General features: G+C 62.2%; 17 protein-coding genes and 1 pseudogene. 11 read left to right on the top strand and 7 right to left on the bottom strand.

The features are described from left to right. Nucleotides 1–433: 433 nt before the first annotated feature. Together ACQPZ2_RS30350 and ACQPZ2_RS30355 are read left to right on the top strand one after the other, a co-directional pair. Nucleotides 434–2128 (top strand): TerD family protein, encoded by a 1695-nt coding sequence (locus tag ACQPZ2_RS30350; RefSeq protein WP_433521589.1) that lies wholly within the window; start codon nt 434–436, stop codon nt 2126–2128. A gap of 209 nt (nt 2129–2337) precedes the next feature. Further along, nucleotides 2338–2817, top strand: coding sequence for a hypothetical protein (locus tag ACQPZ2_RS30355; RefSeq protein ID WP_433521590.1), 480 nt, complete (start codon nt 2338–2340; stop codon nt 2815–2817). A gap of 164 nt (nt 2818–2981) precedes the next feature. Here the strand turns inward: ACQPZ2_RS30355 and ACQPZ2_RS30360 are convergent, their stop codons facing one another. Continuing rightward, nucleotides 2982–3377, bottom strand: a complete 396-nt coding sequence (locus tag ACQPZ2_RS30360; protein WP_433521591.1) for a hypothetical protein — start codon at nt 3375–3377, stop codon at nt 2982–2984. Between the two features lie 553 nt (nt 3378–3930). On the opposite strand from ACQPZ2_RS30360, the gene ACQPZ2_RS30365 reads away from it, so the two are divergent. The 6 genes and pseudogenes from ACQPZ2_RS30365 to ACQPZ2_RS30390 form a co-directional block, all read left to right on the top strand. After that, nucleotides 3931–5424, top strand: a complete 1494-nt coding sequence (locus ACQPZ2_RS30365) for a DDE-type integrase/transposase/recombinase (RefSeq protein WP_433527562.1) — start codon at nt 3931–3933, stop codon at nt 5422–5424. A gap of 490 nt (nt 5425–5914) precedes the next feature. Next, complete coding sequence (locus tag ACQPZ2_RS30370) at nt 5915–6232, top strand: hypothetical protein (protein ID WP_433521592.1); 318 nt, start codon at nt 5915–5917, stop codon at nt 6230–6232. A gap of 191 nt (nt 6233–6423) precedes the next feature. Beyond that, nucleotides 6424–7242: a hypothetical protein gene (locus ACQPZ2_RS30375; RefSeq protein ID WP_433521593.1), complete on the top strand. Its 819-nt coding sequence runs from the start codon at nt 6424–6426 to the stop codon at nt 7240–7242. A 586-nt stretch (nt 7243–7828) separates the two neighbouring features. Continuing rightward, nucleotides 7829–8224, top strand: a complete 396-nt coding sequence (locus ACQPZ2_RS30380; RefSeq protein WP_433521594.1) for a transposase — start codon at nt 7829–7831, stop codon at nt 8222–8224. A 22-nt stretch (nt 8225–8246) separates the two neighbouring features. Beyond that, nucleotides 8247–8510 carry a hypothetical protein gene (locus ACQPZ2_RS30385; RefSeq protein WP_433521595.1) on the top strand — a complete coding sequence of 88 codons (264 nt, stop codon included), beginning with the start codon at nt 8247–8249 and terminating at the stop codon, nt 8508–8510. A gap of 80 nt (nt 8511–8590) precedes the next feature. After that, nucleotides 8591–8758: pseudogene (locus tag ACQPZ2_RS30390) on the top strand (GntR family transcriptional regulator); the annotation flags it as partial. Between the two features lie 76 nt (nt 8759–8834). Here the strand turns inward: ACQPZ2_RS30390 and ACQPZ2_RS30395 are convergent. The 4 genes from ACQPZ2_RS30395 to ACQPZ2_RS30410 all read right to left on the bottom strand — a co-directional run bounded on the left by ACQPZ2_RS30395 (nt 8835) and on the right by ACQPZ2_RS30410 (nt 10962). Continuing rightward, the gene (locus ACQPZ2_RS30395) at nt 8835–9515 is read right to left on the bottom strand and encodes a hypothetical protein (RefSeq protein WP_433527720.1); all 681 of its coding nucleotides are present in this window, start codon (nt 9513–9515) and stop codon (nt 8835–8837) included. Nucleotides 9516–9653: 138 nt separating this feature from the next. After that, nucleotides 9654–9974 (bottom strand): hypothetical protein, encoded by a 321-nt coding sequence (locus ACQPZ2_RS30400; protein WP_433521596.1) that lies wholly within the window; start codon nt 9972–9974, stop codon nt 9654–9656. Continuing rightward, nucleotides 9971–10222 (bottom strand): hypothetical protein, encoded by a 252-nt coding sequence (locus ACQPZ2_RS30405; protein WP_433521597.1) that lies wholly within the window; start codon nt 10220–10222, stop codon nt 9971–9973. Before ACQPZ2_RS30405 ends, ACQPZ2_RS30400 begins: the two co-directional genes overlap by 4 nt. Beyond that, nucleotides 10219–10962 carry a TauD/TfdA family dioxygenase gene (locus ACQPZ2_RS30410; RefSeq protein WP_433521598.1) on the bottom strand — a complete coding sequence of 248 codons (744 nt, stop codon included), beginning with the start codon at nt 10960–10962 and terminating at the stop codon, nt 10219–10221. Before ACQPZ2_RS30410 ends, ACQPZ2_RS30405 begins: the two co-directional genes overlap by 4 nt. 100 nt (nt 10963–11062) lie before the next feature. Between ACQPZ2_RS30410 and ACQPZ2_RS30415 the strand changes: the two genes are divergently transcribed. Both ACQPZ2_RS30415 and ACQPZ2_RS30420 read left to right on the top strand, forming a co-directional pair. Continuing rightward, nucleotides 11063–11491, top strand: coding sequence for an NUDIX hydrolase (locus tag ACQPZ2_RS30415; protein ID WP_433521599.1), 429 nt, complete (start codon nt 11063–11065; stop codon nt 11489–11491). A gap of 117 nt (nt 11492–11608) precedes the next feature. Continuing rightward, nucleotides 11609–12766 carry a helix-turn-helix domain-containing protein gene (locus tag ACQPZ2_RS30420; protein ID WP_433521600.1) on the top strand — a complete coding sequence of 386 codons (1158 nt, stop codon included), beginning with the start codon at nt 11609–11611 and terminating at the stop codon, nt 12764–12766. Nucleotides 12767–13070: 304 nt separating this feature from the next. Here ACQPZ2_RS30420 and ACQPZ2_RS30425 read toward each other — a convergent pair whose 3' ends face one another. Continuing rightward, on the bottom strand, nt 13071–13679 hold the full coding sequence (locus ACQPZ2_RS30425) for a hypothetical protein (protein WP_433521601.1): 609 nt from the start codon (nt 13677–13679) through the stop codon (nt 13071–13073). Nucleotides 13680–13794: 115 nt separating this feature from the next. Beyond that, nucleotides 13795–13974, bottom strand: a complete 180-nt coding sequence (locus tag ACQPZ2_RS30430) for a hypothetical protein (RefSeq protein ID WP_433521602.1) — start codon at nt 13972–13974, stop codon at nt 13795–13797. Between the two features lie 1096 nt (nt 13975–15070). On the opposite strand from ACQPZ2_RS30430, the gene ACQPZ2_RS30435 reads away from it, so the two are divergent. Next, on the top strand, nt 15071–15484 hold the full coding sequence (locus tag ACQPZ2_RS30435) for a hypothetical protein (protein WP_433521603.1): 414 nt from the start codon (nt 15071–15073) through the stop codon (nt 15482–15484). Nucleotides 15485–15564 lie beyond the last annotated feature (80 nt).

Genomic DNA, 15564 nt, shown 5'->3' on the forward strand with positions numbered 1-15564 from the left:
CGCGACCGCTGCAAGGGCTCGGCCTCCGAGCGAAATCGAGGTTCGCCGGATCTGAGACCGGCTCGTCTACGCGGCGACCGGTCCGTGCGTCATACGCGCGCAGGGTCCCGAACATGGTGACTTTCACCAGTGTCAGTAAGCGGTCGGGGCTTGTGCTGATCGGCCAGGTCAGGCGGCATATCGCGGTGTGCGCCAGGGGTCGCCTACGTCGTCAATGTTCGTGGTCGCGTACAGCGTGTGGTCCCGTAATGGTCCCGCGAAAAAATGCTGCTCAAGCAGGGAGCCGCGACGCCCTTCATTGTTCCCTGACGTCATGGGCAAACTCTGTAACGATCCCATGAGCGGGTCGATATGGTGAGGCAGCGTTCAGGGCTGGAGGAGGGGGCATCGTGGTCGAGCCAAGATCAATTACTGGCGTGATAGGCGCGAATACATGAAGCTGACACCGGGAGCCAACGCGTCCGTACCCACATCGGAGATGGCCGTCACACTCACCTGGTCCGCGGAACATGCGGTCGATCCGCAGGCACTCCTGGTCACCGAGACAGGCAAAATCCGCGACGACAACGACTTCGTGTTCTACAACGCACCCCGTCATCCCTCTGGAGCGGTGTCGCTCACCGAGGGGGCGACGGCTCGTGCAGATGTGACCGTCGCACTCGCTGAAGTCGAGCCGGAGATTTCGCGGATCGTGATCACCGGATCGGTTGAAGAAGGATCGTTTCGCGATACCTCTGGACTCACCGTATCCGTACGAGAGCAAGGCAGCGGAAATGTGTCTCTCTCGTTCGATGTGAACCAGACCGAAGCCGTGACCGCGATCGTCCTGGGCGAGTTCTACCGGCGAGACGGAGCGTGGAAGTTCCGCTGCGTGGTACAGGGATGGAGCAGCGGTCTGCGTGGACTTGCTCAGGAGTTCGGTGTGCAGGTTGACGACGAGCCCGAACCGCCGCCTGCTCCTGCACCCGCGCCGGGTCTGGCGGCGTCTGTCACGCATACCCAGCACGCCCGGGCGTCAGCTACAGCCTCCTCGAGCGCGCATTCCGCTCAGCCGAATATGCAACCCGGCTGGTACGCCGACCCGGACCGCCCTGGCTGGCAGCGATGGTGGCAGGAGGGCTTGAGCGAGGACCGTCGCCAGATATTTCCCGCTGGACAAGGAGTATGCGAACGATGCGGGCGTCCTGTCCAGCAGTCTCGCTTTCGCGGGACTCGGCCGTGCCGCTGGTGTGAGAACGATGTTCGGCAGATCATGCAGGGCTGGCGCGCCCAAGCATCGCAGGTACTTGCCACAACCGGACCTCACGGGCCGGAGTGGGACACGCTTTGGGTTTCGCTGATGTTCCACCAGGTGCATGCGGATACCGGCAGGGAAGCGTTGACACCGTTGGCAATTGCATACCTCGAGCGTGTGGTGACTTTCGCGTTCGCCGACAGCCAGATCGAGGAACGCGAACTCAACGAGTTCGAACGTGCGGTGGCCACGCTGAGCGCAGTGACCAACCTGAACACCGCACAGCGCCATATCGAGGAGCTCCGCCGACGGATGCTGCGCGGCCGATCCCTTACGCAGGTGCGGGCCGGGGAACTGCCTCGGGTGCAGTCGCCGCGCGTACACCTGGAAGCTGACGAGTTCACCTACCTCGATGCCGACGCCTTGCACGTCAAGTATCTAGCCAACGGCCCCAAACACACGCCGGGGCGAATCATCGCGAGCAACAAGAAGCTTCGGTTCGTCGGTTCCGGCGCGGGCAGCGAACTCCCGTGGGCAAAGATCGTGTCGGTCACCAGTGAGTACGGCAACGTCATCGTGTCCGCGACCACCGCCCGCGGGGGCGGTACCTACCAAGTACACGACCCCGAATGGGTCGCCGCGGTTCTCGAGGGTGCGCTGCGCGTCGCCAAACGCTTGGTCCTCGCACCCGGGCAACGCGACAGCCGCTCAATCCCGCCGCACGTCAGAGCCGAGGTATATCAACGCGACGGCGGCAAATGCTGCCAATGCGGAGCCATCCACTACCTGGAGTTCGACCACGTGATCCCACTCAGCCGCGGCGGGGCCACCAGCGTGAACAATCTGCAGATTCTCTGCCGCCAGTGCAACCTGGAAAAGGGAGCGCGGTTGTAGAAGTTGGCAACGATCGGGCGGGACCGGGTTCCCGACTGTTCTTTCAGCCTTCTGCTCCTGAGGCAGGCTCGGGCGATTTCCAGGTGCCTTTGGTCGGTCAACGGGTGATCATGATGTGGTGATTCGGTATCCGGTTGTCCGGGAACGTTCGCGGTACTTGTGACACTCTGATGACACCGAGTCCGTCAGTTCGCATTGTTCAAGGGGGAATGGTGGAGAAGTCGAAGCGGTGGCGAGACTACGAGGAAGTGACCGAGTTCCTGTTGGATAGGCTCGCCAGTGAACTCGGACTTGCGCGGGTTGAGGGGAAGCAGCGGCTCGTCGGCGAGGTAGGCACTCCTTGGGAAGTCGACGCCAAAGGGGTGAGGCTTGATGACGAGCAAATCATCCTGGTCGAGTGCAAGCGATACCCGAAAAAGCGGGTAAATCAGGACACTCTCGGCGGGTTTGCCTATCGAATCCGAGACCTTGGTGCAGCTGGGGGGATCCTGGTGAGTCCGTTGGGCCTGCAAGCAGGCGCGGATCTGGTAGCCAAAAAGGAAGGCATTGTCGAAGTGCATCTCGATGCGAACAGCACGCGAGAGCAATACGTTCTGCAATTCCTCGACAAGATCTTCGTCGGCGTCCACCTTAAAGTGGAATTCACCCTCACCGCGACCGCCAGGGTAGGGGACGATCCCGAAGGGTAAGCCCGGCGACTTCCCTTCCCCTGCTTCCTCATACTGGCCATCCTGAGCTGAGGGAGGTCGTGTCAAGGGCGTTCTTTCCCTTGACTCGGCCGAGTGAGGTCAGACAATCGGGCCATGAGGAGGCAGGGGTTCCGCCACCACGAGATACCTCGGTTCGCGACGGTTCAAAGCTGCGGACGGCCTTCATCGCCGTAAATGCCGATGTCTTCTCCTCGTAGGTAGGCCGCGTGTTGTGCGTCAGCGCGGGAAGCGATCTCGGATGCGATCCTGCTTCGTTCGAGCCACCAAACGACCACCACCACTGTTACGACCACTGCGGCCAGGATCGAGCCAGCCTTGATGTTCTCGGGGTGACCGTTGATCGCGTTGCCGATCGAGATGGCCGCACCACCCACGACACCAGCACCCGCTATCAATTTCGGGTACCTGTAGATACGGGCGGCCACCGATCGGTAAGCCTGCTTGGTCTCCTTGGGGTGCGCCAGGCACCACCGAACACCCCAGTACATAAGCACGTACGGCCAGAACAAGATGAACAGCAGTACCTTGACGGTCTTCAATTGCCTACTCCGGATTCTCGGGACGACCGGACTATCGGAGCAGACGTTGAGAGTTGTTACCGTGCTGGCGGGACCACGGCCAGGCCCCACGAACGATGTCGGCCGATTCGTGGGCGAGCTGCGGGAGAGCAAGTCGGGGACGGCTGGCGTCGTGCCCAGCACTGCCCGATGAACGAAAGCGGCCAGAGTCGAACAGTCTGCGTGCTGCCACGTCGCCAAAGCGGATGCCAGAACATGCGAACAGGACCAGAATGCGCCCCGGCGGCCGGTGTGCCGCCGACGCGCCGACGCGCCGCGGTGACCGCCGTTCAGGGAACCGCGCTGCGCGTCGCAGCGCGGCGGCGGCGCGCAGCGCCGCCGGGGCGCTCTTGTTCCTATACGGCGAAATTCGGCAACAACTCGCGAAGGGCAATGTCCTCCGATGGTTGATGTGCGACAGGTATTCGTCAGTTGATGTGCGACATGGTCGTGATCGGCATTCTGTGTCGGGGCGTCTCCGTGGGGCGTCTTCGTCTGTGGGAGGCCTGGATTGGCGCTCGTTGTGTTGTCGGTTGTGGAGCGGCGGTTGGATGCGGTTCGGGCGGTGTTGGCGTGTGCGGGGGTTGGTGAGGTAGCGGCTCAGGTCGGGGTGCATCGGTCGACGGTGCATCGGTGGGTGGGGCGGTATTTGTCCGAGCAGGTGGGTGAGTTGGCGGATCGGTCGCATCGACCGCGGTCGTGTCCGCACCAGGTGCCGCCGGTGGTGGAGGTCGCGGTGACGGAGATGCGGCGTCAGCATCCGCGGTGGGGGTCGCGCCGGATCCGGTTGGAGCTATTGCGGAAACCTCAGGTGTGGCAGTTGGAGGGGACCGCGGTGCCGTCGGAGCGGACGATCGACCGGATTCTGACCAGGCAGGGTTTGTTGCGGCAGCGCCAGGCCAAGCGGCCCCGGGAGTCGTTTGTTCGGTTCGAGCGGCCGGGGCCGATGCAGTTGTGGGGTGTGGACATCGTCGGTGGTATCGAGCTGGTCGATCCTGTGTCCGGGCAGGTGCGGGAGGCGAAGATCGTCACCGGTATCGATGATCATTCGCGGTTCTGTGTGATGGCCTCGGTTGTCGAGCGGGCCACTGCTCGCGCGGTGTGTGTGGCGTTCGCGCAGGCGTTGGCCCGGTATGGGGTGCCCGAGGAGGTGATCACCGATAACGGTAAGCAGTTCACCGATTGGTTCAGCCGGTATGAGGTGCTGTTCGACAAGATCTGCCGTAAGAATGGGATCGCGCATCAGTTGACGCAGCCGGGTTCTCCGAATCAGAACGGGAAGTGGAACGGTTCCATGGCACTTTCCGGCCCGAGATCAGCGAGGCTGGACCGTTCGCTTCGGTGTCGGATGCTCAAGCGGCAGTTGATTGTTGGGTCGCCGGGTATACGGGCCGGGTACGATCCCGCCGTGGATTGGTTATCGTTTCTTGCTGCGATGACAGGCAACCTTGCGTGGCCGGCGGTCGCGATCACGGGTGGTGTGGTCTTTCGTCGCCAGCTTGGTGATATAGCCACACGGTTTAAGATTCTGCTCGATGACCGAGTCGAAGAAGCTTCCATCGGTAGTGGCGGGCTGTCGCTGAGGCGGAAGGTGGATGCCGACCTACAGAAGGCTGAAGAGGCCCTCGGCCCGGCTGATTCTGCGGAACACCAGATCGCTCTTCCTCCACCTTCGACACAGTTCCTGGACGAGGTGGAGCAGCTCACGACTATCGCCCCGGCGGCGGCGATCGCTCTAGCAAGCGGCAGACTTGAGACAACGCTGCGCGAAGTCCTCGCTCGACGTGACGATACTTCGGACCGTCCACGTGGATTGAACGAGCTGCTGAGGGCGTGCGTGCGACAGGAATTGCTGACTCCCAACGAGGCAGAGGCTGGCAAATACCTTGTGCGCGTTCGAAACGAAGCAGTCCACACATCGGTCTCGACACCGGGGCAGGCGATCGAATTCGCCGAGATGGCACTACGGATCGCAACGTCAGCGCGCCTCGCTGCGGGCGAAACCATCGTGGATGGAGATCCACTATAAAGGGGCTGCAGCGCCAACCAGGCTTCCGTGCACTTCGTCCCGAACGCGGTTCCGGCCCAATCTCCCATACCTCGCAGTACTTCTGATATGCGAATATCTTGCATCCCGCGTTATCGGATACCAACCGATCTCAATGCGCTCGCTGTCTCCCTGCTGCCTCAATTCCGGCGGATGGTCCTCGGCTGTCCGCCGGTTTCGTATGTTCGGGGCTGCGCGGGTTCTTGGCCCTGTTCGGTGGCGGGTTGCACTCGTCGGGGCTGGCGACCCGCCTGCCCATAGGGCCCGCCCGTCACGCACAGAGGCTCACGGGTCACGAGTCAGCGAAGCTGATCCCGCAGGGACGCCATCGGCGCTCTTGAGGTGCGAGGGGCGCGGGATCACAATGCAGGCCACCACTGTCCAGGGTCACGCGGCCGATAAGCCGCGCAGTAAGTGTGTGGAGGTTTGCGAAACCCTAGCTGTGTCGGTGGGGTTGGATACAGTTGCCGCCATGCACGCAATGTTTACGGTCAACCGTCCCTTGGACTTCTACGCGTATTCGATTCCTCCGCATGAGGACAACGACGGGAAGAGCTGGGATCCTAGTATCACCGTCGAACTCTTCGGCCAGACCCAGCCCAAAGAGCCGAGTGTTCATCTCTCGATGAACCTCGAAGAAGCAGAGGAGTTCGCTGCGAAGCTCGCTAGCCTGGTGGCTGCGGCCCGAGCAGGAGAGTACAGCGACAGAGGCCGGGAGGTCGTGGACTATTCCGGTGAGAAGGATGTGCAGCGAGCACGCCGGGTGATCGCTCGCCACGAGAGTCGCTGAGCGGGTTTCGTAGCCGGACCAACTGAAGTTTGCTCGCGCGATCCGCACTGCGGTCGATGCTGTATGGGGGCTTCTGCTGCTTTCTCACCCGCGTGTTCGATCTCTCAACTCGTGCTCGAAAACCTCGTGCATGTTGACGGATTAGCGAGAAGGATTCGCATCCGACAACGAGAGAGTGGTGAGGCTTGGCAATGATGGATTGGACCGACGCGAACAAGAAGGTCGCGCACGCGAAGCGGCGTATGCAGGAACTTCTCGACGCGTACAACGCGTGGGAGAACGACCGCGGCTTGCTCAGGATCGAGATTAAAGACGACGAGTTGGCCAAGTACTCGTGGTTCGCTGGGATGCAGAGGGAACCAGTCGTAGACCTGTCCCTAATTGCCGGAGATGTGTTCGGCGCTTTGAGGGACGCCCTGGACTACGTGGCATGGCAGGTCTTTCTCGCCGGAGGTGGCGAACGGGACGGGAAGCAAGCGAACCAGGTCTATTTCCCGATCGCGGTCGATCCGGTCGCCTTCGGCAAACAGGTGAAGAAGATCCCGACGGCGTGGCCCGCCGCGATCGAACGGCTACACGCGGCACAGCCGTTCAACCAAGCGAACGGGGTTGAGACCGTCCTGCCCGCCCTTCACGCGATCAACAACCCGTCGAAACACCGTGAGCTGAGCCTTGTCACGGCAGGAATATTCTCGCAGTCGGCGACCTTCCCCCAGCTACCCGACGACCTAGGTCTGACGATCATGATGATTCGGCCTTGGCCCGTCCTCAAGCCGAACAGCTTCGATTTGGTTGCCAAAGTGGGGATCATCCGAAAAGTAGACGACGACAGCTTCCAGACGGTCCGATGGTCAGAGGGGGTGACCTTGGATCAACCACCGCGCCCTACGTTGGAGCTTATGTTCACCAACGGAAACGGTGAGATTGCACTGGGTGCGGTACCTGAAGTCGTCGCGCATGTGGAGTCGGTCGTGGGTAGTTTCGCGGATCTCGACGATCCGGAGGTCTGACTACCGCTCGGTCAGCTGATGCTCGTCAGGGGGCGTGATTACATCGAGCGGCTATCGATCGCAACCAGGAGGACGGAGTTCGACGTGAGCGTTGATGGAGGAGAAGGCGAAACCTTCCAGCTCGTGAATATCGAAGATGTGGCGCAGGTCGATAGGCTCTATGACCTGCTGGGATTCGTTGAGGATCTCACCTTTGCCGCAGAAAGCTTCGACCGACTGGCAGGACTGCTAGAGACTCCCGACGATGAAGACCACTGGGTGGAGCGGCAAGCGTTTTTCTCTTCAGCTGCGATCGCATACAGCCGGTGCTTCGGGACCGGTGTTCGAGGGAAGCTGGATGTGACTGTGTTGGAACAGCTTCCCCAGGATGAGCCCGGCGCCGCCCGCAAGGTCCACAAGTTCATCTGCGATATGCGCGACAAGCACATCGCTCACTCGGTCAGCCCCTTCGAGGCGGTGATGGTCGGTGGAGCAGTTCGGGAACAGGCCGGACAGCCGGAGCCGTTCGTCGCGGTGGGTTGGTTGATTATGCGGGGGTTGCCCGTCCATAGGGACGCAGCGTTGACATGCCGCGACCTTGCCCGCAGTGACCGGCGCAGACCTGCTGATTCGTGGCCAGCACAAACGCAAAATGCCGGTCCTTGCCCGCCTCGGCGACGGGTCGTGGCTCACCCGCATCGGTGCTACTGCGGTGCGCATCATCGACGCGGATATCGTCGTCACCGCCACGCGCGGTTCCCGGACGGTCCAGCGGGTCGAACGCGACCGGCTGATCACCACACTCGCAGACGATAAGCGTTACCCTGCAATGGATTTGGTGGAGCTCTACCATCAGCGCTGGGAAATCGAAACCAGCTACTTCGAGCTGAAGTCGAGCATTCTGAGGCGGCCGTGTCCTGCGTGCCCGCCAGCCCGAACTGGTCACCCAGGAGATCTATGCACTGCTGGTCGCCTATCAAGCCCTGCGCACCGCCATCGCTGACACTGCTCTGGCCACCGGCACGTTGCGCCCGGACCGTGGCAGTTTCACCATTGCCCTGCACAGCGCACGCGACCAGCTCATCTATGCCGCGGGCATCATCGCCGATGGCGCTGTCGACCTCGCCGGCGCCATCGGCCGCGCCGTCCTGGCCGCACCACTACCCGCCCGCCGCGCCCGCACCAGCCCCCGTGTCGTCAAACGCGCTATATCCAAACACCGCGCCAAAGGCCCGATCGACCGCAACATCTACAAAACCCAGGTCAGCGTACAGATCCTGCCCAGTTGACAACCCGGCAGAATCCTAAACTGCGCGGCCTTGGCCCTAACCCCGATCCGGTGTCGGTAACACCCCCGTACTGTCATCTCATGGCCACACCGGCATACATCTCCATCGCGAACGAGTACGCACATCAGATCCGTAGCGGCGCACTGCGTCCCGGGACGCAGCTAGCCTCAGTCCGTGAGCTGACAGAGCGTCACAATGTCTCGGCGATCGTCATCCGCGACGTCATCAAGATTCTGCGAAATCAGGGCCTTGTCCGGACTGCCTCAGCAGACGTTACTGTCCGAGAATCCGGAAGTGTGGCAACCGTAGGCGACCGTGCAGTGCCTAACGATTGTGAACCTGCTTACTGCACAGCCGCATTCGAACAGCGCCCAGGGCGAGAACCATTGCAGTCGCGCCGCCAACCGCTGCGAGCATGGGATCGAGGGACGGTGGGCTTTCCTTTAGCCTTATTTCAACTGGTTTGGCCACTCCGGTCTTCGCGTCGTTAGCGACTTGCTCGGACGCGATGCCGTTCGTCGGTACCGTCACCAACAACCACGACTCAAACATGCCCGAGATAATCAGCCAAATGCATGCATAACCAGCGACAAACACCCACGCCAGATCATCCCGCCAGAGGCCGGCCAGGAGCACCAGGGTGTACACGGTCGTGGAGATGACGACGCTTGCCCACATCTGAAAATGATCAAGAAACTTGAGCTGTTTCCTTCCGTACCAATCCATTCCATAAACCACCAAATGACCGACGACCGAGGCCAGCCCAAGCGCCGAAACGATGAAGCAGGCAAGCCACCACCGGCCGCCCGGTAGCAGCGCGAATAGGCTGATAGTCAGCGGCGAGGCGAGTTCCAACAATGTCGTCGCCGCTACATAGATTCGCAGCGCCGTGTTTCTCCACCGTTCAAACCCAACCTGCAGGCCGACAAATAGCAGCGCGAGCACGGCTCCGGCAACGAGCGCGATGACCTCGAAGTACGTCAGCCACTCCTTGCTCAACTCCATACTTGGATGGTCCGCTCGGTGGGCCGAACACGCCAGCGCGACAAGTTGGACTCGCCGAAGCCAGATTCCTTCTGGTTCACCGGTTATCGTTGGGGAGAATCGCGGACACCCTATCGAACAGATCTCGGTGGCTAGCTCTTATACCGGCAACGGCCACCGCGCGTAGGTGTGTTCGGGGTTGACGGTCACTACTTCGATTGCCGCCGTTTTCAGCTCGTCTGGTATCTGGCCGTCGAGGTGGTTCAGTGCGGGAGTGATGACTGCGTCCACAGCCAGGTGCCGAACAACGTTGAGCAGCCTGGTCAAGGGGTGGTCGGTTTCCGGGCCGAAGGTGACGGTCTTGGTGAGGTTGTAGCCGAGACGTTTTGCGAGGCTGCGCATTTGGGTCTCGTCCCACATTTGGGAGAAACCGGAGATGTCTTTTCGTAGGTAGCCGATGGCGGTGGGCTTCGTGGTCATCGTCTTGCCCAACCGCGGCGGCCACGTCGGAGTCGTCCTGTGGTCTCCAGTGTTCGTAGCGCGGCGCTCTTTTGCCTGCATTGCACTGATTCGCTGTGGAGGTGGATTTGTGTGAGCCGGTGGGCTTGTTCGGTGGTGAGCGGGCCGGGATCGAATCCGCAGTGGTCGTAGTAGGGGTAGTCGTTGGGGTCGTCGGAGCCGTTCTCGAATCTGACGGTGATGCGGATGGTGTCGTAGTCGACGTTCACGGTGCCACCCCCACATTGCTCGGTGTTTGGAAGCCAGATGGGATGGTGAACTCGGGGTGCGGGTCGAGGCTGAGCCGGTATATAACGCGGTCGCCGGTGAAGGCGGTGCGTCCGTGCAGCCAGCGATGGTTGTGCAGGACGTAGCCCTGGCCGGGATCCAACACGAACTGGCTGGTGTGCCGGTCGATGGCACGGCGTAATTCCGGCAGCCACCGCGAAACCTGCGGAGAGTACTGGGCAAGCCCGTCCATGCGATAGCGCACCCGTATCCGGCCGCCCTGGGCATGCTCGAAAATTGATCCCAGGTAGCCCGCAGCCCCGCCGAACAGCACGCTGCGCGGTTGGCTGAGGGCAGAGATCGCCTGCGGTGCTACGTCTGCCAGATCGTGGTAGACGGCGTCACCGTCGACGGCGATGCACTCACCGCCGGACGTGCCTTTGTGGCCACACACCACCAGCAGCAAAGCCGGTGGATCGGTGACGCCGGATCGGTCGGTGTGCGGGGCGAGGGCGCCGGTGCCGAATCCCTCGAAGCCGATCCGGTGAGCGAAGCCACCGCGGTCCTGCAAGATGGTGACCCCGTCGGCATCGCTGTCACGGTGCGCGACGATCCGGCCCAGCGACGCCCCGAGCGTCACCAGTTGCGCGCGGGTGCGAACCCGGTCGAATCGGACGAACCCCTCGGCGACAAGCCCAGAGGCGATCCCGGCTGCCCAATCCTGCTGCAAGTCAACGAACATGCCCTCAACCGTGCGGGCTGGGCGGGTCATCGGTCCACTGACAGATTGTCATCGCCAGCGTCCTGCCCTGCAGCTGGTGCCGGTGCTAGCGTCGCAAGCTATGACAGGCTCCGGGTATGTGCCGCATCTGTATTCGATCTCGATCAAGGGAGTCGTCGTCCGCTACGGCAAAGTCCTGCTGCTGAAAAACGAGCGCGAGGAGTGGGAACTGCCCGGTGGCCGGATCGAACCGGACGAGACGCCCGAGGAGTGCGTCGCCCGGGAGATCACCGAAGAGACGCAGTGGCCGGTCACCACCGGCCCGATCCTCGACACCTGGATCTACTACATCAACGAGGCCGAACGGCACGTCTTCATCGTCACCTACGGCTGCTACCCCGATACCGACGCCGAACCCGTACTTTCCCACGAGCACAAGGAAGTCGGGTTGTTCCGCGAAGACGAGATCAGCGGGCTGAATATGCCTGATGGGTACAAGCGGTCGATCATGACGTGGTTCGCTCAACTTCGGGCAGCCGAAAGCGTCTAGGCGACCGTGGCGGGCGCGGACAGATGCCAGGCGTGCGGAGTAACGATCAGCCGCTACGCCACCGAACCGGTCTGCCCGACCTGCGGAGCAACCTCCGCCACCGGCCAAGCCACGGTGGTGCGGGCCACACCGATCGCGTCCGCGATCTGGTTGTGGGCCAGCCCCGAAGCCGCCACCGCGATCGCCACCCGCGATCTGCCCACCATCCTGCGCACCTATCGCCGGCTCAACGGGCTATCCCAGATCGGCCTGGCCGAACTGCTCGGCTACGACAAGTCGTATGTGTCGATGATCGAAACCGGGCGGCGCGCGATCAGCGACATCGCCACCCGCCGCCACATCGCCACCCGCCTGGCCATACCCGCGCACGTGCTCGGGGTGACCGGTACAGATGACGCCGAATACCAGGCGATGCTCCAATTCGGTGACTCCACCGTCCGTTTGGCCGACATCGCCCGCCAAGCCGGACACGCCGTCGAAGCCGTCAACGAACTCTGGCCACTCGTGGCGCGGTTGGAAGCCCGCGCTGCCGAAGGACACTTCGAACGCGACAGCTTGATCCTGCTGGCCCAGGCACGCGTCGCGCTCGGGGTGTCACTGGGCACAGTCCTGCCCGAGGAACGTTTGGCGAGCGCAGCGCGCTGGACCGGTCAGGCCGTGAATGTCGCTGCCCGCCTGGACGATCCCCGGTTCTACGCCCACACGCTGCGGATGCACGGCAACGAACTCCGCAAGGCCGGACAACTCGAATCCGCCACCACCCATCTGCACCAATCCCTCGAACTATCCAGCGAACCCCCCAACCAAGGCGCCAGCCTCGCATTCCTCGCGCGGGCCAGCGGCGAACTCGGCGACCGTACACAGTTCGATGCCGCCCTCGCCGCCTACCGAAACCTCCTGGAGCGAAACACCGGCAGCGGGTTACTGTTCCAGCCCTTCACGCTGCGCGAAATCTACCTGCGCGGCTTACTCCGAACCGGCCGCGCAGAGGAAGCCGGACGCATCGTGCACACCACGATCGGGACCCCAGCCGCACCCCAATGGCACATCATCGAACGCGTCACCGCGGGCGAAGTCCTCGCCCACAACCACGAACCCGACGCCGCCGAAGACGCCTTCCGCCAAGCCATCCGAGCAGGCGAACAACACCGACTCCCACACCAAATCCAACGCATCATCCGCGCCACCACAAACACCGGGATGCGAGAACTCGCCGCCGAAGCCGTAGCCGCACTCCAACGACTGCGGGGGCTGCTCGGTCATCGGACAGCTTGATGTGATGACGCGGCATGGGCTTGCCCCGGGCGAATCCAACCCATCCACATCGAATGCGCTCTCCTTGGACGACCAGGCGAGCGATGAGCAGGCTCAGAATGTGGCCGATGGGCTGGCGCACGGTTTCCGCAGTTTACCGTGACGGTCGATGACGACGTGCGGGAGGATCTGCCGCTGCTGCCATGCGGCGATCATTCCACGGCCGCGCCGCAGGTCGAACACGGATTGCCAAACTTGCCTAACCGTTACGAGTGCTGGCCAGCCGCCCGTAGTAGCCGCGCTGACTGTGACGACGGCCCGCGAATCAGCGTGAGGTGGGCGGCTTGGTCATGTACATCTTGATGATGCTGGCGGGGGTGCGGATCGGCTCGTACGGAGCGAGAGCGTCGGCGATGGCCTGGGCGAGCTCGTCGATCGTCCGCACCACGTATCTGGGCGGGGTGATCCAGATCCGGGGCTCGGCGGCGCGGTCGTCGCTGTTGTGGATGATCTGGGCGTAGTAGTGGCCGAGACCTTCCTCGTAGCCCCAGGTGCTGTACCACTCCCAGCCCGGCATCGCGAAGTCGTGCAGTTGGCCGACGTTCGCCTCGGTGACGGCCTGGGGCCGAGGCTTGGTGTAGGAGGGACCGTACACGATCTCCCACACGCCGTCGCTGTGCTCCAGGACGTCCATCCGTACGTGCTGCTTCAGCCCACGCAGCTGGGCACGGAACCCCACGGGGTCGAGGTCGGCCTGGGACGCGAGGGTGGGGATGTCGGCGAGGGTGAGCTCGATTCCCATGATCTCGGGAGTATCGCCGTCCCATGGAAGGCGTGAGGTGCTGGTCCGTTCGGCCAGCAGCAGAAAGACCCGCCGAGCGGTCTCGTCCGTCAGGTTCAGCTGGTTCACGTACGCGACGGCTTCCTTACTCACGTCGAACTTCCTTCCCCGGGTTCCGGCGGGCGGTGCCGGTTGATCACGCTACCGGGCCGGGGCCGCTGCCGGTCAGCAATTGTCCGGAGGCTGGTGGGCGACGACCGGGTGTCGGTCACCGGATACGGTGCGGGAGCGCGGGTCGCGGGTGCCCGCGACGGCTGTAGCGGGCAATGCGGGCTTCCCAGGCAGCTGCATCCAACGCCGCTGCCTCACGCAGAGTTTCGAGGAACGCCGCACCGTCACAGCGCAGCGTCTGCAACCGCAGCGCACGCAACCGCAGCCCGTCACCCACCCGTGCCCGCCTCAGCGTCCACATCGGCTGGCCCCACCCGCACTCACTACGCGAACCCCACCCTTCACCGGCCGAAACGCATCCTGCCGCAACAGAATAGACAGTCCGGTCACACCACCACCCCAGCACGCCGAGGTGCTGGCGCGGATCGAGAGCACAGGCGTCGTTCCCGCTATCGCCAGTCCGGTTCACCTGGCTCCGCGCGCTCGCCTGGAGCTGGCCGAACAGCTGTTTCGCATCGATGTCCCGCCCAACCTTCGGGCGCGAAATCGTTCGCTGACGGGCCGCCGAAAAGCCATCCCGAACATCGGCCACCCCAACGAATCACCGACCGTGAGTTGCTCGCTGACATCCCAATGCCGTTCGCCGCTGTTAGGTTCGTGCGGCCTGTCAGTCAGCGGAGCGCGAGGTAGCCGCGCCGTCGGCGCGGCGGAGGCGATTCCTGAGGAATGACCAAAGAATTGAGACTGCCGCCCGTGGTCATGGTGTGAGACAAGTCGAAACCAGCAGGTCAGGACGACGGGCAATGGCCACGACTTCGAAGACCCTACACCTCGAAAGCGTTATCACCTCGATGTCACCCCGCAGTTCTCGGAAACTGCAGCGCATCGTTGACCGCCTCAGCTTAGCGACGCGAAAAAGTCATCGCCGGCAACAGATCGTGCGCCATGGTAAAATATTCAACCCGATCCCATTCGCATCAGTGAATTCAATCGACGCTGAAAATTAGCCAACTAACCCACCGCCATCACCCGCAAACCTCTGGTGGGCGATTCCTCGCCCCTGGCTGAGCAATCCTGTTAAGATGGCTATGATCTCATGAATGGGATCGACTGATTCTCTTTAGGTGCGCGTTCGTCGGATTTTGCTGTGCTTTGCGAAAGAGTTCTGCCATGGCGTTGAATCGTGCCGATATCCGGCCGGAAGCTTTCCACGAAGAGAGCTTCGCAAAGGCTGATTGCCTCAAGATGATCAATTTTCGACAAAGGCTTCGGCTTTCGTTGTGCCGTGAGGCGTTCCAGCGTATTGCACCGAAGTTGCACTCGGACTTTCTGTGGATCTCTTTCGTTCATCTACAGAAGGCAGGAGCAAGGCGATGACAGCTCCGCCCAAGGCTATGGAAATGATCGTGATCAAGAAGGACAACGAGGGCGAGACGGCCCCTATGTTGCACGATCGGGCGGAGTTATACCTCGTCCAGGTCCTCCGCAGCAGAGGCCTCTCGCAAAGGAAGGCCAATCTGACACAAGCGTTGAATGATGTATTCAACAATGGAGGGAAAGCCACCGGGCCATATACATTCAACAATAATCCGGTTTGGCACGCGAGTGCGGGTAGGGAGGGGAGCAGCTGCACACTGTTTTACTACAAGACGACGGACGGCGATGCGAAGCTCTTCGCAATGGGCGAGCATGTTGCAGGTCCTCGTGGTGTTACCAAATATAGAATAACCATCTACGGCCAAAAAGATGACCCGAATTTTGCCCTGAACAAGGTGATTTCGATTTGATTTCCGCCGTCGGCGATTTCCGGGTAATGGCGGGAGATCCGCGCGGCGTCCAGCACCACCGGTTCCAGGTGTTCGTCCAT

Source organism: Nocardia pseudovaccinii (genome assembly GCF_050942345.1).
Taxonomy (GTDB): Bacteria; Actinomycetota; Actinomycetes; order Mycobacteriales; family Mycobacteriaceae; genus Nocardia; species Nocardia pseudovaccinii.